The organism is Paraburkholderia phymatum (assembly GCF_038900715.1).
In the GTDB taxonomy this organism is placed as follows: domain Bacteria; phylum Pseudomonadota; class Gammaproteobacteria; order Burkholderiales; family Burkholderiaceae; genus Paraburkholderia; species Paraburkholderia phymatum_A.
The window spans coordinates 25,834-46,244 of the sequence record NZ_JAYMRZ010000013.1; the positions used below are offsets into that span (position 1 = coordinate 25,834).

The 20,411-nt window shown below is 61.8% G+C and carries 21 protein-coding genes; 2 read left to right on the forward strand and 19 right to left on the reverse strand.

The window, feature by feature from the left end; genetic code table 11:
- The 4 genes from VSR68_RS22990 to VSR68_RS23005 form a co-directional block, all read right to left on the reverse strand.
- A complete protein-coding gene (locus VSR68_RS22990; protein ID WP_342942043.1) occupies nucleotides 1–789 on the reverse strand; it encodes an ABC transporter permease in 789 nt (262 codons plus the stop codon).
- A gap of 144 nt (nucleotides 790–933) precedes the next feature.
- Nucleotides 934–1,869, reverse strand: a complete 936-nt coding sequence (locus VSR68_RS22995; RefSeq protein ID WP_342942044.1) for a glycosyltransferase family 2 protein — start codon at nucleotides 1,867–1,869, stop codon at nucleotides 934–936.
- Nucleotides 1,866–2,837: a CgeB family protein gene (locus VSR68_RS23000; protein ID WP_342942202.1), complete on the reverse strand. Its 972-nt coding sequence runs from the start codon at nucleotides 2,835–2,837 to the stop codon at nucleotides 1,866–1,868. Before VSR68_RS23000 ends, VSR68_RS22995 begins: the two co-directional genes overlap by 4 nt.
- The gene (locus tag VSR68_RS23005; RefSeq protein ID WP_342942045.1) at nucleotides 2,825–5,359 is read right to left on the reverse strand and encodes a glycosyltransferase family protein; all 2,535 of its coding nucleotides are present in this window, start codon (nucleotides 5,357–5,359) and stop codon (nucleotides 2,825–2,827) included. The genes VSR68_RS23000 and VSR68_RS23005 overlap by 13 nt, the downstream gene beginning before the upstream one ends.
- 104 nt (nucleotides 5,360–5,463) lie before the next feature.
- On the opposite strand from VSR68_RS23005, the gene VSR68_RS23010 reads away from it, so the two are divergent.
- Entirely contained in the window at nucleotides 5,464–6,375 is a 912-nt protein-coding gene (locus tag VSR68_RS23010; protein WP_342942046.1) for a glycosyltransferase family 2 protein, read from the forward strand.
- 70 nt (nucleotides 6,376–6,445) lie between these two features.
- Here VSR68_RS23010 and rfbD read toward each other — a convergent pair whose 3' ends face one another.
- The 6 genes from rfbD to VSR68_RS23040 all read right to left on the reverse strand — a co-directional run bounded on the left by rfbD (nucleotide 6,446) and on the right by VSR68_RS23040 (nucleotide 11,274).
- Nucleotides 6,446–7,333 carry a dTDP-4-dehydrorhamnose reductase gene (gene rfbD, locus VSR68_RS23015; protein ID WP_342942047.1) on the reverse strand — a complete coding sequence of 296 codons (888 nt, stop codon included), beginning with the start codon at nucleotides 7,331–7,333 and terminating at the stop codon, nucleotides 6,446–6,448.
- An 8-nt stretch (nucleotides 7,334–7,341) separates the two neighbouring features.
- Nucleotides 7,342–7,893 carry a dTDP-4-dehydrorhamnose 3,5-epimerase gene (gene rfbC / locus VSR68_RS23020; RefSeq protein ID WP_342935629.1) on the reverse strand — a complete coding sequence of 184 codons (552 nt, stop codon included), beginning with the start codon at nucleotides 7,891–7,893 and terminating at the stop codon, nucleotides 7,342–7,344.
- Nucleotides 7,878–8,771 (reverse strand): glucose-1-phosphate thymidylyltransferase RfbA, encoded by an 894-nt coding sequence (gene rfbA, locus VSR68_RS23025; RefSeq protein ID WP_342942048.1) that lies wholly within the window; start codon nucleotides 8,769–8,771, stop codon nucleotides 7,878–7,880. Before rfbA ends, rfbC begins: the two co-directional genes overlap by 16 nt.
- Before the next feature lie 10 nt (nucleotides 8,772–8,781).
- Nucleotides 8,782–9,843 carry a dTDP-glucose 4,6-dehydratase gene (rfbB, locus tag VSR68_RS23030; protein WP_342942049.1) on the reverse strand — a complete coding sequence of 354 codons (1,062 nt, stop codon included), beginning with the start codon at nucleotides 9,841–9,843 and terminating at the stop codon, nucleotides 8,782–8,784.
- Between the two features lie 194 nt (nucleotides 9,844–10,037).
- Entirely contained in the window at nucleotides 10,038–10,940 is a 903-nt protein-coding gene (locus VSR68_RS23035) for an NAD-dependent epimerase/dehydratase family protein (RefSeq protein ID WP_342942050.1), read from the reverse strand.
- Nucleotides 10,941–10,995: 55 nt separating this feature from the next.
- Nucleotides 10,996–11,274, reverse strand: a complete 279-nt coding sequence (locus tag VSR68_RS23040; RefSeq protein WP_342942051.1) for a hypothetical protein — start codon at nucleotides 11,272–11,274, stop codon at nucleotides 10,996–10,998.
- Between the two features lie 11 nt (nucleotides 11,275–11,285).
- Between VSR68_RS23040 and VSR68_RS23045 the strand changes: the two genes are divergently transcribed.
- Nucleotides 11,286–12,134, forward strand: coding sequence for a symmetrical bis(5'-nucleosyl)-tetraphosphatase (locus VSR68_RS23045; RefSeq protein ID WP_342942052.1), 849 nt, complete (start codon nucleotides 11,286–11,288; stop codon nucleotides 12,132–12,134).
- Between the two features lie 17 nt (nucleotides 12,135–12,151).
- On the opposite strand, the gene VSR68_RS23050 is transcribed toward VSR68_RS23045, so the two are convergent.
- From VSR68_RS23050 to VSR68_RS23090, 9 genes are all read right to left on the reverse strand, one after another.
- Nucleotides 12,152–13,006 (reverse strand): lysophospholipid acyltransferase family protein, encoded by an 855-nt coding sequence (locus VSR68_RS23050; protein WP_342942053.1) that lies wholly within the window; start codon nucleotides 13,004–13,006, stop codon nucleotides 12,152–12,154.
- Nucleotides 13,007–13,077: 71 nt separating this feature from the next.
- Nucleotides 13,078–14,355 carry a dihydroorotase gene (locus tag VSR68_RS23055; protein WP_342942054.1) on the reverse strand — a complete coding sequence of 426 codons (1,278 nt, stop codon included), beginning with the start codon at nucleotides 14,353–14,355 and terminating at the stop codon, nucleotides 13,078–13,080.
- A gap of 53 nt (nucleotides 14,356–14,408) precedes the next feature.
- Complete coding sequence (locus tag VSR68_RS23060; RefSeq protein WP_342942055.1) at nucleotides 14,409–15,449, reverse strand: aspartate carbamoyltransferase catalytic subunit; 1,041 nt, start codon at nucleotides 15,447–15,449, stop codon at nucleotides 14,409–14,411.
- 198 nt (nucleotides 15,450–15,647) lie between these two features.
- Nucleotides 15,648–16,160: a bifunctional pyr operon transcriptional regulator/uracil phosphoribosyltransferase PyrR gene (gene pyrR, locus VSR68_RS23065; protein ID WP_342942056.1), complete on the reverse strand. Its 513-nt coding sequence runs from the start codon at nucleotides 16,158–16,160 to the stop codon at nucleotides 15,648–15,650.
- The gene (ruvX, locus tag VSR68_RS23070; protein ID WP_342942057.1) at nucleotides 16,147–16,587 is read right to left on the reverse strand and encodes a Holliday junction resolvase RuvX; all 441 of its coding nucleotides are present in this window, start codon (nucleotides 16,585–16,587) and stop codon (nucleotides 16,147–16,149) included. Before ruvX ends, pyrR begins: the two co-directional genes overlap by 14 nt.
- A complete protein-coding gene (locus VSR68_RS23075) occupies nucleotides 16,584–17,159 on the reverse strand; it encodes a YqgE/AlgH family protein (protein WP_342935640.1) in 576 nt (191 codons plus the stop codon). The genes ruvX and VSR68_RS23075 overlap by 4 nt, the downstream gene beginning before the upstream one ends.
- Nucleotides 17,160–17,423: 264 nt before the next feature.
- Nucleotides 17,424–18,833 carry a hypothetical protein gene (locus VSR68_RS23080; RefSeq protein ID WP_342942058.1) on the reverse strand — a complete coding sequence of 470 codons (1,410 nt, stop codon included), beginning with the start codon at nucleotides 18,831–18,833 and terminating at the stop codon, nucleotides 17,424–17,426.
- Nucleotides 18,830–19,156, reverse strand: a complete 327-nt coding sequence (locus tag VSR68_RS23085) for a hypothetical protein (RefSeq protein WP_342942059.1) — start codon at nucleotides 19,154–19,156, stop codon at nucleotides 18,830–18,832. Before VSR68_RS23085 ends, VSR68_RS23080 begins: the two co-directional genes overlap by 4 nt.
- A complete protein-coding gene (locus tag VSR68_RS23090) occupies nucleotides 19,149–20,390 on the reverse strand; it encodes a transposase (RefSeq protein WP_342942203.1) in 1,242 nt (413 codons plus the stop codon). The genes VSR68_RS23085 and VSR68_RS23090 overlap by 8 nt, the downstream gene beginning before the upstream one ends.
- Nucleotides 20,391–20,411 lie beyond the last annotated feature (21 nt).

Below are 20,411 nucleotides of genomic sequence, written 5' to 3' on the forward strand. Positions count from 1 at the left end.
TCACAGCCAGTAAGCGATTCGATCGCGGAAGCGGCCTTGCAGTGCGATTCCAACGGTCAAAAGGATAATCGTCGTACCTAGCGACCAGATCCACGAATCCAGCGGAAAGTAGCCGTTGATGATAGGCGCTCGCACGATCTCGATGAGGTGCGCAAACGGATTGAACTTCGCTACCCAATGATGCTTCTCGCCGAGCGCTTCCGGTCGCCAGATAATGGGCGTGATGTAAAACAGCACCATTGTCGCGTTTGAGATGATCATCGGCATATCGCGGAAACGCGTACAAAATACGCTGACGATCATCGAGATTGCCAGCATGGCGATCGTGCCGAGGAAGAGCCCTGGAATCGCCAACAGCGCGTGCCACGTCAACGACGGACCGAGCACAGCAATCACGATGACGATGATCACGCAGTTGTGACCGAGGATGATCAGGTTGCGCATCAGAATACGCAGCAGGTACACACCCATGGGAAAACGGATCTGCTTGATCGTCGATTCGAACTGGGTGAAGCCCGTACAGGCTTCGTTGATCTGCGCAGCGTAGAAAGTCCACACGACGTTTCCGATCGCAAAGAACGGCAGAAACGACTTGACGTCATTCTTGAACAGCACCGACCATAGCACGCCCATCGTGCCGATCATGATGCCCGTGGAAAGCGTGACCCAAAAAGGGCCAAGAATGGAGCGACGATAGCGCTGACGAATGTCATACCACGCCAGTAACGCCCACAGATGGGGATTCGCAAGCGCGGCCCAGAATTCGCGCAACCCGTTATAACGTTTCATTGCGGTTGTGTTCATACTCGCTTGCAATCAACTAAGTCCATTATTGTAACTGAATGCTCCTGCGCGCCCGACGGTACAAGGGCTATCTGACCTTTCGCGCTCGCAGTCGACATCGCCGTCAAACGCAGGAGGATTCGAACCCGGTCACGCCGCCCACAGGCCCGACAACATCGCGCGAATCCGGCGCAGCCTTGCCGGCGCAAACAGAGTCTGCACGACGAAGAGACGGACGAGCCGCCGCTTCCAGAAGCGCCGCCATGGCAACGACACATAGGGTGAACGTATCAGACGAAGCGAATTGCGGAAGTAAAAATAGTCCCGCATCGGGCTATGCACCGGCAATTCGCGCCTCCCGAGCAGCCAGAACGACACGACCTCATCTCCAATCGCATGCTCGAGCCGAGCCTGCGGAACACAGAATATCGCTCGTCCCGCAGCGCCCGCGCGCAGACACCATTCGACGTCGACCTGATCGACGAAATACGCTTCGTTCATTGGGCCCACCGCATGGAACGCCTCGAGCGCGATCAGCGTGCCCGACGCGATCAGATATTCGCAGCGCACAGGCGCCGTGCCACCGACGTCGACAAATGTGATCCCGCCGTCGGCGATGACGGGAACAGGGGCCGCCGCTCGCGACTTTCGATCGACGATAGCAGGCCCCACTGCACCCAGTACATGGCCAGACCCACGCAACTGGCTTGCTGCCTTGACGAGCGTCGCCACCATGCCTGGTTGAGGCACGCTGTCGTGATCCAGTAGCAGCACGTCAGTCGCGCCCTGCTCCCTTGCGAGCGCGACACCTCTGTTCTGCGCTGCCGCAATGCCAACGTTAGCGGACAGACGGTGCAGCACTGCGCGTCGCCCGCATGCTTGCTCGATCCTTGCCGCACATTCGGGCGTCGAACCATTGTCGATTACGAGCGACACCTCGACTTGCGCACGCGTCGCATCAAGCAGCGCAGCAAACACGTCCAGCTCCGGATTGAACGTGACGACAATCGCGAACACGCGATGCCGTGCCACAACTCCGCCCACGGTCCGCAGCGCGTGGGCGTCGCCTGCAAACGGTCCGCTCATGCGTGTGCAACGCTGCCGATCAACGACAGGATTCGCTCGGCGCGCCGCGCGTACGTATGGTCGACAAGCGCACGCTGCTGGGCGGCTCGGGCCATCGTTGCGGCTCTCGCCGCATCGTCACGCAACATGTCCACATGACGACGCAACTCGGCAGGCGAATCGAACAGCAGAATCTCGCCTGCGTCGGAATCGAAATAGTCGTAGATTTCAAGCCCCTCGACAAACATGCATTGCACGGTGCCCGCCATGGCCGCTTCGAACGTGCGTGGCCCAGGCGTGGGCGCGTCGAGACTAAAGCGGGCATTGGCGAGATCGTAGCGACGCCCAATATTCAGCGTGACGAGCGAACTGGCGTAGTAGTCGGGCAATAGCCTGTTTTCGATGCGCTCATTGCGTGCGAAGCGCATCTCGCCCGGCCATTCGGCGCCAAGCACCTCAACGTGGACGCCATCGAGGTTCGATGCGCAATCGCGCAACAGTGCGACGCGGTTCGGAAAACCCACACCGCAGAAAAATACATCACGCTGCTTCTGAGGACGCAAAGGGCGATAGTGGTCCGCCTTGCTGGCGCCGAGCGGCACATGATAGACACGTGGATGCTGATAGTGTGTGACCGCCCACCGATCGTTCGAAAAGATCACATCTGCAATATTCACGATCTTGTAGTTGAAATCGAACTCGTAGGGATCGTCGTGCAGCCAGAACGCCATGCATGCGCCACTGCGCAAGCAGTAATTCTTCAGGCCGTGATAGACGCTCACGGCGGGCATGCAAGAGCCGAACACCAACACCAGTTGCGGACCGAACGCCTCGGCGCAAAATTCCGCCACTTCCAGCGAGCACACGCGCACAGCCGCATCGCCCAGCAACTCGCGAAAACCTTCGCCTACGTAACCACGCAACTGTGCATTGTTATTGATCGAGTCAGGCGACGCGCTGCAGACGAGAACTCGGATTATCGCGTCCATAGGATCCTTTTCGCGTGTTTGACCATCAGCCTGGCCGTTTTCCTGAAACCATGTTCTGCATAGTACGCGTACACACCGCGCACCTTGGAGCGGTTGCGAAGTCCCGATGACGATAGCTCCACTGTCACCATGTTCAACCGCGAGGCAGACCCGAGCTGGAACCACGATGGTGATTGCAGCACGATCCCCAGTTCCGCGATGCCTGTCGGTCGGCGCGGTACGTCCGATATCTGTTCATGATCAAGATCCCTAAAACGCTTGCGATACTCAGCGGTCAATGCAGCGACGTGAGACGTCAGTGTCGGGTACAGGTCATGAGTAATATTGGCGCGCAGCGTCGCAAGCAGGTAGCGATCTTCCGCGAGCAATCGGATTGCATTGACCAAGTCGCCTTCCTCACTGACTCGGATCTTCAACCCGTTGACGCGGTTGCGTACCCGCTCACCCAGCGCGCCGATGTCCGAGACGATCGGCACGATGCCATGCTGCCAAGCTTCAGACAGCGTGAGGCAGAACGTTTCCGGCCAGATCGACACGTGCAACGACACATCGCACTCGAGCAGCGCACGCGGCAAATCGTCCGCGTGATAAGTGCCGTGCACGAACACGCTCGGGAACATCCGCTTGTCTTCGAGGTGCTTGAATTCTTCGTCGAGGCGGCCGAACACGTGAAACTCGACGGGGACGCCACTCAGTTCAACGACCGTCGGCGCGAGCAGATCACCGCCCTTTCCGTGCGTGACGTTGCCCAGCAGGGCGACCTTCAACGCGGGCGCGGCACCAGCAGGGGGTGCCTGTCGTTCCACCGGGGGCGCGACGTCTTCGTCGTCGAGAATCGGCACCGGTAGGACAATTGCGCTGGGGTGTTGCCGCATAGCTGGGTAGATGGCGCTGAACAGGTCGCGCTGTCCCGCCGTGTTGAAAAACAACATGTCCGCGGCCCCGATGACACCGTTCCAGAAGTCACGACGCGCAGCCTGCGAACCTGGCTGGATCTGGTGTTTTTTCCAAAGGCACAGATCGCACTGCGCAAGCGACACATCCGGTGCGCCGCAAAACTTCCCCTTGAATGAGATCAGTTGAAACTCGTTGCACACGGCCAAGTAGTCATGTGCTGTTATAGCTGTTGGTATGCCGAGCGACTTCGCGATATAGACAAGTGAAGGTACGTGCCCAATGAAATGCTGGAAGTGGACGAGATCGACCTTTCGTTCAATGAGCACGGCGTGAAAGGCTTTCTCGCGCTCGGGCGACGATAGCATTTGAGTCCCGTACGGTTCAGCGAATGTGTACCGCTTGAGCAGCTTGTAGTCCTTGTCCAGCAGGAGCGTGTCCCAATTATCGCCCGAATCGCCGCGCATGTAGAGAAGAACATCGAATTCGTTGCCCAAGTTCGCGCGCAAACGGTCAAGGTAAATTTCGACGCCGCCAAAGTGGCCTCGTTCAACATAGTTGTGCGAGACGAACAGCACGGTCTTGCGTGTCGCAACGGGAGATGTCGCCACACTACCGGCTGCGGCTACCGGCGACGTGCCCGTGTCGTTGCGACGCGAAGATAAGCACGCTGCTTCTGCAAGCATCGTGTCCACGCGGTGGTCATAGGTATGATCGCGCAACGCTCGTTCTCGCGCGGCCGTTGCGATCCGGTTGCGGTACTCGCGATAGCCGATCAGCGTGGTTGCCTTGCGAATAAAGTCCTGAGCATCCGAGAACAGCACGACTTCGGAATCAGGCTCGAATGCAAGTGCGACTTCCGCAAGCGACTCCTGTACCATCTGCACGCCGCCAGCCAGCGCGGCTTCAAATAGACGAGGGGGCGGCGTTTCCGCAAACTCCCTGTCCCCTGAAGCCGAAAAGACGCGAGGCAGCAAGATCGTGATCGCCGAACGATTGACGAAGCGCCCGAAATCCGGTGGCGACGTGCGCCAGGTGATCAGGCTCTCCGGCAGATCCACATTGCGCGGCGGCAAATGCTCGTTGGCAGGAAGCGCGAGCTTGAATCGCCAGTCTGACGGCATCTGGCCAAGTATCGATCGCACGAAGGCCGTTCGGTTAGGCCAAGCCGTACCGGCAAAAAACAGCTCGTAACGCAGCGCCTTGTCGACCGGCAAGACAGGGATGCTGTGGAATTCGACGGCCCCTGCAAGCGGCAGGTGACGGCCCTTCTCACCATATTCAGCCACGGTGGACGAATCGTTGGTGAAGACCAGATCGAAGATCTCTGCATTGCGTTTGTTGACCGATACTTCGTAGGGGTCTTCGGTCACCCACAGCAGCGACCGGCCGCACGCGCGCGCAAGGCGCCGGCACAGCGTCTGATTGAGTTCTTCACCGTCGAACGCCACGAACAGATTGCACTGATGTTCATACGCCTTGTCGATCGCATCTAGCGGATCGGCCTTGACGACGAACTCCACATCGCTGGATCGACCAAGCGCGTCGCGCAACGCAATACAGATATAGTGATTGGGGTTGCGAAACTTCGTATCGAGCAACAGAATCCGATATTTATCGTTACCCATTTGTTTCCTAAATTTCTCGCCTTCGCCGCGCTCAAACCGATCAATTGACCGGCGAGCATCTATTCGATTAACCTGCTCGAACTCTCTTGCCCGGACCTTGCCTCTTGTCTGATCGTACCGCCGCCATCATTGTCACATACGACCCAGAGCGCGAGGTCCTGTTACGACTGATCGAAATGCTCTCAACGCAGGTACGAATGTTGTTCATCGTCGACAATGCATCGAGCAATTTCGATCAGTGGCAACACGCGTTGCCAGCCGCGCAATGCCATCTCATCCGGCTGTCGAGCAACCTGGGTATCGCCGCGGCACTTAATCATGGGCTTGCCCGCGCAGAGCGCGAAGGCGACCTCCAGTTCTGCGCAATCTTCGATCAAGACAGCGCGCCGTCCGCAAACATGATCGACCAGCTCGAGACGTACCATGATCGCTTGTCGTCGCGCGGCCCCGTCGCGCAGGTCGGCCCTTACTTCTTCGAGCACAATCGCGGGATTTTCCTACCGTTCATCGAGTTCAAACTTGGCTTTCCGCGCAGGAAGCGCGATCCCGGCAATGGCACCTGGACGACTGCCGATTATCTGATCTCGTCGGGTGCCCTGATATCAATTGCAGCGTTGAACGTGGTCGGCAATATGGACGAGGCCTTGTTCATCGATTACGTCGACATCGAGTGGGGCCTGCGCGCCCAAGCCGCCGGTTTTCAAAGCTATGGCGCGTTCGACGTTCGCATGGAACACAGAATCGGCGAAAGCGCCCTTGAAGTAGCCGGCATTCGTCTAGCCGTGCACAAGCCACTCAGGCGCTACTACTACTATCGCAATGCCATCCTGCTATGCAGACGCCACTACATTTCCCTCGCCTGGAAGATCAGTGAGATCACTCGCCTCGGAATCAAGTTCTTCGTATTCAGTGCGTTATCGAAACGCCGTGCTGCTGACTTCACCATGATGTCCAGAGGCATTTGGGATGGCTTGCGCGGGAAGACGGGCAAGTTCGAACAGGCCAACCGATCTTGACGGGAGGTTCGGCCGCACAGGCTCGCATGCCGGCCTGCGGCCGGGCGACCTCTCTTTTCGCTCCGCCTGCTTACATTTCGCCGATACAGAGACGCAGCGCGTCGTCCCACTGTGGCACCTGCACGCCGAATGAGGCAGCAAGCTTCTCACAGGACATCCTCGAATTGGATGGACGCTTTGCGGGCACCGGGTACTCGCTAGCAGGAATTGATTCGACCGATGGTTTTTTCTCGAGCTCAGCCATATCGAAGATCGCTTGTGCAAACCCTGCCCATGACGTCGAACCGCCCGCCGTCAGGTGATACACACCTGACTTCGAGGCCCACCACTCGGTGCCTGCCGCGTGACCTTGCGCAACGATATGCGCAACCAGCGCCGCAATGGTCTTGCTCCAGGTCGGCGCGCCGAACTGATCGCCGACAATACGCAGAACCGGCCTGTCCGCCGCGAGGCGCAGCATGGTCAGCAGAAAATTCTTGCCACGTCCGCCGTACACCCAGCTCGTGCGAAATACCAGCGACGCCCCGCCGACTTCGGCAATTGCGCGCTCGCCGGCCAGTTTGCTCGCGCCATACACATTCTGCGGGTTCGTCTCGTCCAACTCGACGTAGGGCGCCGGCTTCGTGCCGTCGAAGACGTAATCGGTCGAAAAATGCAGCATGGGCGCACCCAACTTCTTCGCTTCTTCCGCGATGATGCCAGGCGCTTCACCGTTGATCCGCATTGCGTCGTCGCACTCTTTTTCAGCCAGATCGACGGCCGTGTACGCAGCCGGATTGACGATCAGCGCGGGCTTCAATTCGCGAATGACGCTGCGAATCTGGTCGAAGTTCGCGAGGTCGAATTGTTGCCGGCTCAGCGCGGCGATGTTGCCGAGACCTTGCAGGCTTCTCGCCAGTTCGAAGCCAACCTGACCGTTGACACCCGTTACGAGGATGGTGCGTTGTTCAGTCGTCATCTACGTCCTCATGCGAAGCAATCGGCTTCCGCCAACCGCTTGCCCGCCGCATCCTTCGCCGCGAGCAGGGGCTCGAAATCGATCGGCCATTCGATACCGATCTCCGGATCGTTCCACACGATGCTGCGCTCATGCGCCTGATACCAGTAATCGGTCGTCTTGTAGAGGAACTGCGCCGACTCCGACAACACGACGAAGCCATGTGCAAAACCCGGCGGCACCCACAACTGCCGATGGTTTTCTTCCGACAGATTCACACCGACCCACTTGCCGAAATTCGGCGAACTCTTGCGAATGTCGACAGCGACGTCGAACACTTCCCCTTCCACAACGCGCACGAGCTTGCCCTGCGCGTGTTCGATCTGATAGTGCAACCCGCGCAGCACGCCCTTGGCTGAACGCGAATGGTTGTCCTGCACGAACTCGACACCCGCCTCGACGTGCTCAGCGAATTCGCGCGCGTTGAAGCTCTCGTAGAAGAACCCGCGCGCATCGCCGAACACCTTCGGCTCGATGATCTTGACTTCGGGAAGTGCAGTTGCAGTTACGCTGATGGCCATGCGACTTGATCCGTAAGAATGTTTTGCAAATATTGCCCGTAGGCATTCTTCGAAAGCGGCTTTGCGAGCGCGAGCAGCTGTTCGCCATCGATCCATTTCCGACGGTAAGCGATCTCTTCAGGACACGCGACGACCAGCCCCTGGCGCTTCTGCAGGGTCGCAATGAACGTCGCGGCCTCGATCAGCGAATCGTGCGTACCCGTGTCGAGCCATGCGTACCCGCGCCCCATGATCTCAACGTCGAGCTTCTTCTGCTCGAGGTAGCGCGAATTGACATCCGTGATTTCCAGTTCGCCGCGCGGGGAAGGCTCGATATCGGCGGCGATGTCACACACTTTATTGTCGTAGAAGTACAAGCCCGTGACCGCGTAATTCGAACGCGGCTTTACAGGCTTTTCTTCGATCGACAGCGCGCGGAATTCCTTGTCGAATTCCACCACGCCGTAGCGCTCGGGATCATGCACGTGGTACGCAAACACGGTAGCGCCGTCGGTGCGCCCATTCGCGCGCTCGAGTTGCTTCGCGAGATCGTGACCGTAGAAGATGTTGTCGCCGAGAATCAGCGCCGACGGATCGTTGCCCACGAATTCACGACCGATGATGAACGCCTGCGCGAGGCCATCGGGCGACGGCTGCACCGCATACTGAATGTTCATCCCCCACTGGCTGCCGTCGCCGAGCATCGCCTCGAAGCGCGGCGTGTCTTGCGGCGTCGAGATGATCAGCACGTCGCGAATGCCCGCGACCATCAGCGTCGACAGCGGGTAATAGATCATCGGCTTGTCGTACACGGGAAGCAATTGCTTCGACACGACATGCGTAATCGGATACAGCCGTGTGCCCGACCCGCCCGCCAAAATGATGCCTTTGCGTGCCATCGTGCCGCCCTTACGCGCGTTGCGCGTAGTTGGTTTCGACCCACTTGCGGTACTCGCCCGAAGCGACTTCGTCGACCCATTCCTGGTTGTCGAGATACCACTGGACGGTCTTCGCAAGCCCCGTCTCGAACGTCTCGGCCGGCTTCCAGCCGAGCTCGCGCTCGAGCTTGCGCGCATCGATCGCATAGCGGCGATCGTGGCCCGGACGGTCCTTCACATACGTGATCTGGTCGCGATACGAACCCTGCGCCTTCGGACGCTTCTGTTCGAGCAGGTCGCACAGTGTGTGCACGACTTCGAGGTTCTTCTTCTCGTTCCAGCCGCCAACGTTATACGTCTCGCCCGGCACGCCGCGCGAGAGCACTTCGCGGATCGCGCTGCAGTGGTCGCCGACGTACAACCAGTCGCGCACGTTCTGACCGTCGCCGTAGACAGGCAGTGGCTTGCCGCCGAGCGCGTTCGCGATCATCAGCGGAATCAGCTTTTCGGGGAACTGGTAGGGGCCGTAATTGTTCGAGCAGTTCGTCGTCAGCACGGGCAGGCCATACGTGTGATGATAGGCGCGCACGAGATGATCGGAGCCCGCCTTGGTCGCCGAATACGGACTGTTCGGCGCATAAGGCGTGGTTTCCGAGAATTGCGGATCGGTTGCGGACAGCGAACCGAAGACTTCGTCCGTCGACACATGCAGGAAGCGGAAAGCCGCCTTATCCGCATCGTTCAGTGCGCTCCAGTACGTGCGGGCTGCTTCGAGCAGCGTGAACGTGCCGACGACGTTGGTCTGCACGAAGTCCGCCGGCCCGTGGATCGAGCGGTCGACATGGCTTTCGGCTGCAAAGTGCAGCACCGCGCGCGGCTTGTGCTCGGCAAAGAGTGCGTCGAGCGTCGCGCGGTCGCAGATGTCGGCGCGCACGAACACGTGACGGGGATTGTCCTGCTGCGACTTGAGGGTGCCCAGATTACCGGCATAAGTGAGCTTGTCCAGATTGAGGACTGGCTCATCGGAGGCATTCAACCATTCAAGCACGAAATTGGCGCCGATAAAGCCGGCACCGCCCGTTACCAGGATCATGGGATTCCTTCTAGAAATTTTCTTGACCGAGTAGCCGGCTAGCCGCAGTTGTGAAAAACCCGGCAGCCTTTACCCGAGTGGCCCGAACTCCGGCAAAGCTGACCGACCCCGCGAAGCGCGCGGTTTGTAACCGGCAATTATAAAGGTGTCAATGAGAAACACCAGCACGCTAACAAACTGAGACGTTTTGTAAGTCAGGCCAGAGCAAGCATCCAGTCGATGGTGTCTTCGAGCCCGATGGCGGGCATCTCCGGCACCACGCGGTTCAGCCGTTCCGCCGAACCCACCAGCACCTTGACCTCGTTTTGACGGACGAACGCTGGATTGACGCGGACTTCGAGATCGTGCCCCGTCGCTTCCCGCACGATGTCGACGATGTCCGTCAACCTGCGCGGCGTGCCGCTGCAAACGTTGAGCGTTTCGCCCGCAACAGGCGATTCCAGCAGCGCCCGATAGGCGGTCGATACCATCCGCACATCGGAAAAATCGCGCGCGACGTCGAGATTCCCCAGCTCGATAAACGGCCGCCGCCGGACGAAATGGGAAACGATTTTGGGAACAAGGAAACGCTCGGATTGCCCGCGCCCCGTGTAATTGAAGGGCCGCGTGACGACGATGGGCAGGCGGTCGAACCATGTCCGCACCAGATGCTCCATCGCCAGCTTGCTCGCCGCGTAGTGGTTGACGGGCGCGGGCGCGGTAGCTTCGTCGACGACGCCCTCCGCGTTGCCGTAGACGTTCGCGCTGCTCGCGATCAGGATCTTGCGCGGCTCGTGGCCGACGTCGACGCACGCCTGCAGCAGGTTCGTCGTGCCGATCACGTTGACGTTGTACAGATCCAACGGGTCGTCGTGCGCGACGAAGCTGATCGCCGCCAGATGCACGATGAATGCGGGCTTCAGTTCGCCGATCAGGCGTCGGCAGTCCGACAGAGACGTGATGTCGAGCGTGCGCTCGCCGGGCTCCGGCGCGCCCGCCGTCGTGCCGATGACGTCGTAGCCCGCGTCGGCCAGTTCTTCCCGGACGTAGGCACCAGTGAAACCGCTCGCCCCTGTAAGGAGCACGCGATGGATAACCGGCTCAGACGGATGCCGCAAACCCTTCCTCCCCTGCTCTGAAATGCACGCCCGTGCAGGCAGCCGGCCGAATATATCAGACGAATAAATCGGCCCGCTTCATTCCCGAGGCGCGTAAAAGCGAGTTTGGCGGCCAGAAAATCCTCAAAAAATCGGAAAAAAACAAAAATATCTCTGCATTGCGCCGTCGATGCGATGTCGGCGGCATCGAGGCGCAAGCGCGCTCAACGACGATGTCACGAGCGCGCGCTATCATGTCGCGTTGTGCAGCGCAGGTCGTTGGCAGCGTATTCGTTCCCGTATCGAGCGGGCATCCGTCGCGCCACGACGCTGCTGCCGCGTCCTTTGGAACCACCCATTCTCCCGATGACCGTTTCCACCAGCTCCCCTCCCCTCGCTTTCGGCGATCTGCAGGGCTGCCGCACCCAGTTCCAGCAACTTCTCGCCAAGGCCGCGCCGCCTGCCGATGCGCCGCTCTGGTTCGCGGGCGACCTGATCAATCGGGGCCGCGAATCGCTCGCGACGCTGCGCGACATCATCGCGCTCGGCGACCGAGCGGTTCCCGTGCTGGGCAATCACGACCTGCACCTGCTGTCGGTGTCGGCTGGCATCCGCAAGTCAAAGAAAGGCGACACGATCGACGAAATCCTTGCCGCGCCCGACGCCGAAGATCTGCTCCACTGGATTCGCCACCGGCCGCTCGCGCACTACGAGAACGGCATGCTGCTCGTGCATGCTGGCGTGTTGCCGCAATGGGACGTCGATCTGACGCTGGAACTCGCCGACGAGCTGCAACGCGCGTTACGCGCGCCGGGCTGGAAAGAGACGCTCGCGGGCCTGTACGGCAACGAGCCGAACCGATGGACATCGAGCCTGAAAGGCATCGACCGTCTGCGTCTGACCTGCACCGCACTCACGCGTATGCGCTTCTGCGATGCCGACGGCGTAATGGATTTTTCGTCGAGCGGCGGCATCGACTCCGCGCCGAAAGGCTTCATGCCGTGGTTCGACGTGCCCGGGCGCAAGACGGAAAACATGACGATCATCTGCGGACACTGGGCCGCGCTCGGCCTGATGATCCGCGACAATCTGATCGGACTGGATTCTGGTTGCGTGTGGGGCGCGCAGCTGACGGCCGTCCGGCTGGCGCAGTCGCCGGCCGAGCGCACGATCACGCAAGTGGAATGCGAAGGCTGTCGCGCCAACGCCGGTTGATCGGCACCTGAACGGTTTTACGCGTGGCGCGTCAGATCGACGTCCGAACCGCCGTTTAGCGGTTCTATCGTGGCGTTCCTGCTCGCATCGATCAACGCCTGAGTCCGGTCGGCAACCTGTCCAGAGCGACGCGACTCCGGGTCCTGCAACGCGGCGAGCGCCGCTTGCACGGAAGCCTGCGCCTCGGCCGCCAGCAAGCGCCGGTCGGCACCCGGCGCGAGCGGTGCGCCGACATACACATGCGCGGTCAGCGGCCCGCCGCGCAACAACGCATCGAGCGATTCACCAAGCGACATCTCGCCGATATACGCAGGCGCCGTCGACTGCCGGCCCTGTGCATCTTCGTACATCAGGCAGAGCGGCTGCACGGGGCGTGACGCCGATACGGGCGCCTGGAACATGTTCGCGTGAAACGGCAGCAGTTGAGTGCCGACGGACGTCGTGCCTTCCGGAAACACGCACATCAGCTCGCCCGAGTTCAGCCGGTCGGCGAGTTCGTGCATGATGCGCTTCGCGTCGCTGCGCTTCTCGCGCTGAATGAACACGGTGCCCAGTTGCTGCGCGCACCACCCGACGACGGGCCACTTGCGGATCTCCGCCTTCGACACGAACGGCGTCGGCCGCCATGCGTTGATCACGTAGATGTCGATCCACGAAATGTGGTTCGCGACGACCAGCACGCCTTCATCGAGCCGCACGCCATCGTTGTGCACGACGAGACGCATGCCGCACAGTTGCAGCATGCGCAGCGACCAGGCGCGATTCAATTCCAGACGCTGCTGCGCAGTCGCACGATGAAAACGCGTCCAGACGGTCCACATGCCGTACAGCAGATGCACGACCAGCCGAATCTTGCGAAATGCGAGCTTCATGGTGGGAGTCTTCCGCTAACCTTCCGATTCTTTTCAGCTTCTTTTGCGCTCACTGCCGACGTCCGGCTTTCTCAGCGCTGCTCGAACGCAACCTGCCCGCCGACAACCGTCGCACGCACGCGCGCAGGCAGCTCGTAGCCGAGGAACGGTGTGTTGTGCCCCTGGCTCTTCAGCGCGCGAGGCTCGACGCGCCAGTGCGCGCCGCGGTCGAACACGCACAGGTCGGCGGTTGCGCCCGCTTCGATGCGGCCAGCGGGCAGCTTCAGCACGTCGGCAGGCGCGGCCGTGACACGGTTCAGCGCCTTCGCGAGCGAAACGCCCGCTTCGTCCGCCCACTTGACCGTCAGCGACAGCAGCAGTTCGAGCCCGGTCGCGCCCGGCGTCGCCTCGGCGAACGGCAGCAGCTTTTCGTCGTCGTCGACGGGCGTGTGGTCCGAGCAGATCGCGTCGATCGTGCCGTCCAGCAGGCCCGCGCGAATCGCCTCGCGGTCGCGTTGCGAGCGCAGCGGCGGATCGAGCCGGAATTGCGAATCGAAATAGCCGATGTCGATGTCGATCAGATGCACGTGATTGATCGTCACGTCGCAGGTGACGGGCAAGCCTTCCGCCTTCGCTGCGCGCATCAGCGCGACGCCCGCGCCCGACGACACATGCGACAGATGCACGCGCGCGCCCGTCACGCGGACGAGTTCGAAAATCGTGTGCAGCGCGATCGTTTCCGCCGATACGGGCACGCCCGACAGACCGAGCCGCGACGCGAGCGGCCCGCTCGCCGCGACGCCGCCCTTCGCGAGATACGCATCCTGCGGACGCAGCCACACGGTATAGCCATACGTGTTCGCGTACTGCAGCGCGCGCAGCAGCACCTGCGTATCGACGATGGGCGTATCGGCCTGCGAGAAACCGACGCAGCCCGCTTCCGTCAGCTCGACCATCTCGGTGATCACCTGCCCCTTGAGGCCGACCGTCAGCGCGCCCAGCGGATACACATGCGCACGGTTCAGATTGCGCGCGCGGAACTTGAGCATTTCGACGAGGCCCGGCTCGTCGAGCACGGGATCGGTGTCGGGCGGACACACGAGGGTCGTCACGCCGCCCGCGAGCGCCGCGGCCATTTCCGATTCGAGCGTCGCCTTGTGCTCATAGCCGGGCTCGCGCAACCGCGCGGATAGATCGACGAAACCGGGTGCCACATAAAGGCCCTTTGCATCGATCGTCTTCGCCGCGTTGAAATCGGCAGGCGCGCTGCCAAGCGCGACGATCTTGCCCGCCGCGATGAATACGTCCTGTTGCTGTTCGGTGCCCGCGACCGGATCGATCAGCGCGCCGCCTTGAATATGGATCTTCATGCCCTACCTTTTTACCTACCTGTGCCTGATGTGGTTATGCGAACCGCCGCGGATCAGTCGTTGTTGCCCGCGACGATGCCCATCACCGCCATGCGCACCGCAATGCCGAACGTCACCTGATTGAGGATCACCGATTGCGGCCCGTCCGCGACCTGCGAATCGATTTCGACGCCGCGGTTCATCGGGCCCGGATGCATCACGATCGCATCGGGCTTCGCGAGCGCGAGACGCTCGGGCGTCAGCCCCCAGCTCTTGAAGTACTCCTGCGCCGACGGCAGCAGCGCGCCGCTCATCCGCTCGTTCTGCAGACGCAGCATGATGACGACGTCGACGTCCTTCAGACCTTCGTCGAGGTTGTGGAACACGCGCACGCCCATCTGCTCGAGACCTCCTGGCAACAGCGTGCGCGGACCGATCGCGCGCACTTCCGGCACGCCGAGCGTGGTGAGCGCGTGGATGTCCGAGCGAGCGACGCGCGAATGAAGAATGTCGCCGACGATCGCCACGCGCAGATTCGTGAAGTCGCGCTTGTAGTGGCGGATCGTGTACATGTCGAGCAGACCCTGCGTGGGATGCGCGTGCCGGCCGTCGCCGGCGTTGATCACATGCACGTGCGGCGCGCAGTGCTCGGCGATCAGATACGGCGCGCCGCTCGACGCGTGGCGCACGACGAACATGTCGGCATGCATCGCCGACAGGTTGTTGATCGTGTCGAGCAGCGATTCGCCCTTGCTCGTCGACGAAGCGTTGATGTTCAGATTGATGACGTCCGCCGACAGCCGCTTCGCCGCAATCTCGAACGTGGTGCGCGTGCGCGTCGAATTTTCGAAGAACAGATTGAACACCGATTTGCCGCGCAACAGCGGCACCTTCTTCACTTCGCGGTCGGTCACGCTGACGAACTGCTCGGCCGTATCGAGAATGTGGCTGACGATCGCGCGCGGCAGGCCTTCGATTGTCAGCAGATGCTTCAGCTCGCCGTTCTTCGTGAGCTGCGGATTGCCCTTCAGGAAACCGAAGCGAAAACGGTCCGCTGACGCGGCGCTCTCGGTCGAATCGGTGGAACCTTGGGAAACCGGGTTGGGCGTGTTCATGGTGATCCTGAATCAGACTTGGGACTGCGAGTGATGCTGTTCGGTGGAGCTTTGGGGTGGAGCGTTTCGGATGCTGCTGCGAGGTAGCGATCTCTTTCGATCCAGGCTCGCGTTTGTCGGCGTGCTACGTGCGCCATACGCGTGATATGCGCCTGCACGCTCGATGCACGGCTCGCCGTCCCGCTCAGGCAAGCTCGCTCAATCCGCGCGCGGCTCGGTGTGAAACGTGAAGCGTTCGCCATCGCGCGCGAGCACGAGCGTCGCATTCGCCGGCATCTCGACCGTGCCGCCGACGAAGCGCGCCGCGACAGGCAACTCGCGCCCGCCACGGTCGGCGAGCACCGCGAGTTCGACGGATGCAGGGCGCCCGTAGTCGTACAGTTCGTTCAATGCGGCGCGCACGGTGCGGCCCGTGTACAGCACATCGTCGACGAGCACGATGCGGCGGTTGTCGACTTCGAACGGCAACGAAGTCGGGCTCGCCTGCGTGTGCAGACCTTTCTTCGCGTAGTCGTCGCGATGCAGCGCGACGTTGACGACGCCGAACGTCGCGACGTTCAGGTCCTTGGCGAGCCGCTCGGCGAGCCACGCGCCGCCACTGTAGATGCCCGCGAGCACCGCGCCGTCGGGAGCACCCAGCGTGTCGCCGTATGCGGCGCGAATCTGTTCGAGCACGGCGCGATAAAGCGCCTCGGCGTCAATGGAACTCATGATCGTCGGAAAGTCCGTCCAGATATTGCTGAAGAATGATGCACGCGGCTTCGGCGTCGAGCATGCCGGCCTGTCTCGATCCGCTGCGAATGCCCGCCTCTGCTTCGACCGACGAATAGCGCTCGTCGACCCACGAGACAGGGAGATTGAAGCGCCCGTTCAGCTGATTGCCGAAGCGTTTGGCAAGCTGCGTTCGCTCATGTGCGGTGCCGTCGGGATGCATCGGCAGCCCGACGACGAGCGCATCGGGCTTCCATTCGTCGATCAGTTTGCCGACGGCTTCGAAACGGTATTCGCGATTGCGGTTTTGCAGAACGACGAGGGGCCGCGCGCTGCGCGTCAGTGAATTGCCGACGGCCACGCCGATGCGTTTTTCGCCATAGTCGAACGCAAGCAGCGTCGCTTCACGTCCGGCTATGTCGCTCATGCGTGACCCGCTTCGCCGGAGAGCATCGACGACGAAATACCGAGCAGTGCGAGCGCGGCTTCGAAGCGGTCTTCAGCGGGCACGTCGAATACGATCTTCGGATCGGCCTGAACGGTGAGCCAGCCGTTCTTCGAGATTTCGTCTTCGAGCTGGCCCGCGCCCCAGCCGGCATGGCCGAGCGTCAGCAGAAAGCGCTGCGGGCCCTTGCCGCTCGCGACGGCTTCCAGCACGTCTTTCGACGTGGTCATTTCGAGCCCGCCCGGCACCTGCATCGACGACGTATACGTGCTTTCCGATGCATCATGCAGCACGAAGCCGCGCTCCGTTTGCACGGGGCCGCCGAAATACACGGGAACATGCAGCAGAGGTTCGATTTCGAGCTTGAGATCGATGCGATTGAAGAGCGCCTGAAGATCGATATCGGTTGGCCTGTTGATGACGAGGCCAAGCGCGCCACGCTCGCTGTGATCGCAAAGGTAGACCACCGTTCCTGAAAACGTGGGGTCCGCCATGTTCGGCATGGCGATCAGGAACTGGTTGGTCAGATTGATGCGATCGTTACTCTTGGGCATAGGTCGAATTTTAGCAAAGACGGTGCGCAACTGCGGCCTTCCGGCCTCATACACGGAGGCCTGCCGGATCGTACCGCGCGCCACGCTTGCAACCTGTGCGCAACCTGTGTGCATCGGTGCGCGGCCGGCAAAAACCGCAGTTCATGAAACTGCACTCTATCACGCGCTTCGCCCTTGCCGGTCAAGAGCAACGTGCGCTATCGCGCAGCAGATGGCATAGGACAAGTGACCGTCCCTATTCAACCCGCGCGAGCCTTCGACCCGCTACGCGCCGCCCTGTTCGACCGCGTGCGTGAGCGCCGCGAGAGCGGTCGTCGCGGACTGCGGCGCGACACCCGCGGCCACCTTGTGCAACATCGCGCGCAGCGCCTCGGCGGCGGCTTCGAGCGAAGGCGCGCCGGGCGCATCGACGACGACATGTGCGCGCACCGCGGGCGTCGACACGCCGGCATGCGCGCGACGACGCCACGCAAGCCCGAGCGCATCGGCGAGCAGCGCCACCTGGCCCAGTCCGAGCGCGGACGCCGCCGCGCCCAGCCGGTACGCGGCATCGCCCGCCTGCAGCGCGGCGCTGGGGTCGGCCTTCTGCGGATTGTCTGCGGCGCGCGCATGGTCGGTCAGCGCGACGATCGCGCCATCGGCCGTCTGGAGGAAGTCCTCGTAGGCGTTGGCATTGACCGTCAGCACGCCCAGCTCGCGCGTCGTCGCGACGTGCGCCAATGTCTCGGCCTGGTGCGCGCCCGCCTCCCACAACGCCTCCGACGCCTGCGTGCCCGCAACATGCCAGTCCACGGTCAGGCCGTAGTCGCGCAGCAGTTCCACGTGTTCGGTGTCTTCGGCCGCCGCGCCGAAAAGCGCGTAGTCGCGCCACAGAAGCGCGAGCGTCGCGCGCACGAGCGAGCGCGGCGCGAGCGGGATGCCCCGCGCCGCGTCCGCGAGCGCCAGATTGCAGCGCGCATAGAAACGCCGCGTTTCGGCGTCTTCGATGGACAGGCCGCGAGTACGTAACGCACGGGCGCAGGCGGACGCGAGACGCCAGAAGTCGTATGGATCAGGGCCCGCCAATTCCGCGAGGCATGCGTCGAGATCGCCGAGCGCCGCGTTGACGGCCCCCGCCACCGCGGCGCTCGCGCCGACATTGCCCTTCGAGCGCAGCACGGGCAGCAGCGCCCGCTCGTAACGCGCCCGCGCATGCGCGAGACGCGCGGCAGACTGCGAGCGCAGCGTGACGGGCGGAATCGGCCGACCGGCCAATGCGATGTCCTCGAAGGTCACGCTGTAGCCGGGCGTGCGCTGCGCGATATGCGTGCTGAGTGCCTGGTAGTGCGAGAACAACGAGGGCGAGCAACTCAGCTCGCGCAGATTGCGCCGCTCCAGCGCCGCGTGAAACGCGCGCAACGCCGCGCCGAACGTGGCGCGCGCGGGGGCCTCATCGGGGAGACCGCTCGCGGCCATCGGCGATACCAGCAGCAGCGCATCGGTGAAACGTTGCGCGGCGACCCAACCCGCCTCGCGCAGCGCGCGCACTGCGACGAGCAATTGCGCAGTCATGTCGCGACGGCCTTCGAACGCGTTGAGGGCGTCGGCGATGGCCTGTTCCGCCGGACGGACGGCGCCGCCGCGGGGGTTCGGTAAAGCGTCGAGCGTATCGGGCGATGCGGATCGAGGTGTCATGGGCAGGCTGCAGGAACGCCGGCTTCGTCGAACGGGCACCAGCACGGCGCCGCCCGAACTGCCGCAGTGGCGAAAATAAAGCAACCGCAGGGCCATCCGACGCGTAGCCGGAAACGGCGCCGCGTCTCGAAGCAGCGATACGACAGGCTGGCAACGGCTACGCGAGACGGCATGCGCACCGGTTGCACACGTCGGCAATCGTCGGCAAAGATCCACACCGACGAGACGGCGCCTGCCACCTGCTGCTGGACCAAAACCACATTGAAATCCTCCCCCCCATGAATGGGGAGGATTCCTACCGTGCCGTTGACGGAGTTATCCATCGCAAGTCACCTCGGAGGGTTCCTGCTTCACCGAGCGGCCTGACTGCACCGATTCTCCACAGGCTATCCGGGCTAATTCCAGCCCTTCACTGCTCAGTTGTGCCTCGCCACGACGAAGCACGTTGATCGCGCCGACCAAATCGGCGTTGGCCTCGAAACCGCACTCGACGCAGAAAAACTGCGCCTGCGTCATGCGATTGAAAGCACACACATGGCCACAGCACGGACAGGTGCGGCTTGTATCGTGCGGTGGCACGGCGATAAGCCAGCCGCCATTCCAGTCGAGCTTGTATTCGAGCTGGCGCCGGAATTCTGCCCAGCCTTGGTCGAGGATGGCTTTATTCAGGCCTGACTTTGCGTTGACGTTGCGGCCGGGATTGCCGAGCGTACCGGATGCCGAGCGAGACATATTGCGGACCTTCAGGTCTTCGATACACACGAATGCGTGGTTTTTGCTGATCGCGGCCGAGGCCTTGTGAAGGAAGTCGCGCCGGACATTGGCGATACGCGCGTGAATACGTTGGATTCTGGCTTTCGCCTTCTTCCAGTTATTGCTGAACTTCTGCTTGCGGCTTATCGCTCGCTGTGCGCGCGCGAGCCGCGGCGCATGGCGCCTGAAGCTGTTGAGCGGCGAGAGGTATGAGCCGTCCGAGAACGTGGCAAAGCGGGCGACGCCCATGTCGATACCGACCGAGGACGTCCCAACCGGGAGCGGCTGCTCGATCTCCCGAGCGGTTTGTATCGAGACGAACCACTTGCCGCCGGCATGGGACACGGTTGCGTTTCGCACTTCGCCAAGCACATCGCGGCTCTTGCGAAAGCGAACCCAGCCGAGCTTGGGCAGGAAGATCCGGAAATTGGTCTGATCGAGCTTGATCTGTTTGCGATCGGGATAGCGGAAGCCGTTGTTCTGACCGCGTTTCCTGAACCGTGGGAACGCAGCGCGTTTCTCGAAGAAATTCTTGTACGCGCGATCGAGATCCTTGAGCGCGTGCTGCAGTGCGTGTACCGGTGCGTCCATGAGCCAGGGCGTCTCGTCGCCATTGCGCCAAACGGTGAGGTGCCTGGCCATTGCGACATAGCCGATGTACTTACCGCCCACCTCGTACGTGTCTCTCTGCAACGCTAGCGCCTTGTTGAAGACGAACCGACACGCGCCGGCGAAGCGGCGCATATTGCGATCCTGCTCGCCAGTCGGCATCAGTTCGAACTTGAAAGCCTGGAGTCGTTGCATCATAGTGCAATTCGAATCTTG

What these genes read in the sequence shown, in the direction of transcription:
- VSR68_RS22990 (WP_342942043.1), bottom strand. Translation starts at nt 789, where the DNA reads ATGAAACGTTATAACGGGTTGCGCGAATTCTGGGCCGCGCTTGCGAAT.
- VSR68_RS23085 (WP_342942059.1), bottom strand. Translation starts at nt 19,156, where the DNA reads ATGGATAACTCCGTCAACGGCACGGTAGGAATCCTCCCCATTCATGGG.
- VSR68_RS23055 (WP_342942054.1), bottom strand. Translation starts at nt 14,355, where the DNA reads ATGAAGATCCATATTCAAGGCGGCGCGCTGATCGATCCGGTCGCGGGC.
- ruvX (WP_342942057.1), bottom strand. Translation starts at nt 16,587, where the DNA reads ATGAGCGACATAGCCGGACGTGAAGCGACGCTGCTTGCGTTCGACTAT.
- VSR68_RS23005 (WP_342942045.1), bottom strand. Translation starts at nt 5,359, where the DNA reads ATGGGTAACGATAAATATCGGATTCTGTTGCTCGATACGAAGTTTCGC.
- pyrR (WP_342942056.1), bottom strand. Translation starts at nt 16,160, where the DNA reads ATGAGTTCCATTGACGCCGAGGCGCTTTATCGCGCCGTGCTCGAACAG.
- VSR68_RS23000 (WP_342942202.1), bottom strand. Translation starts at nt 2,837, where the DNA reads ATGGACGCGATAATCCGAGTTCTCGTCTGCAGCGCGTCGCCTGACTCG.
- VSR68_RS23045 (WP_342942052.1), top strand. Translation starts at nt 11,286, where the DNA reads ATGACCGTTTCCACCAGCTCCCCTCCCCTCGCTTTCGGCGATCTGCAG.
- VSR68_RS23080 (WP_342942058.1), bottom strand. Translation starts at nt 18,833, where the DNA reads ATGACACCTCGATCCGCATCGCCCGATACGCTCGACGCTTTACCGAAC.
- VSR68_RS23060 (WP_342942055.1), bottom strand. Translation starts at nt 15,449, where the DNA reads ATGAACACGCCCAACCCGGTTTCCCAAGGTTCCACCGATTCGACCGAG.
- rfbA (WP_342942048.1), bottom strand. Translation starts at nt 8,771, where the DNA reads ATGGCACGCAAAGGCATCATTTTGGCGGGCGGGTCGGGCACACGGCTG.
- VSR68_RS23075 (WP_342935640.1), bottom strand. Translation starts at nt 17,159, where the DNA reads ATGCCCAAGAGTAACGATCGCATCAATCTGACCAACCAGTTCCTGATC.
- VSR68_RS22995 (WP_342942044.1), bottom strand. Translation starts at nt 1,869, where the DNA reads ATGAGCGGACCGTTTGCAGGCGACGCCCACGCGCTGCGGACCGTGGGC.
- VSR68_RS23050 (WP_342942053.1), bottom strand. Translation starts at nt 13,006, where the DNA reads ATGAAGCTCGCATTTCGCAAGATTCGGCTGGTCGTGCATCTGCTGTAC.
- rfbB (WP_342942049.1), bottom strand. Translation starts at nt 9,843, where the DNA reads ATGATCCTGGTAACGGGCGGTGCCGGCTTTATCGGCGCCAATTTCGTG.
- VSR68_RS23090 (WP_342942203.1), bottom strand. Translation starts at nt 20,390, where the DNA reads ATGCAACGACTCCAGGCTTTCAAGTTCGAACTGATGCCGACTGGCGAG.
- rfbD (WP_342942047.1), bottom strand. Translation starts at nt 7,333, where the DNA reads ATGACGACTGAACAACGCACCATCCTCGTAACGGGTGTCAACGGTCAG.
- rfbC (WP_342935629.1), bottom strand. Translation starts at nt 7,893, where the DNA reads ATGGCCATCAGCGTAACTGCAACTGCACTTCCCGAAGTCAAGATCATC.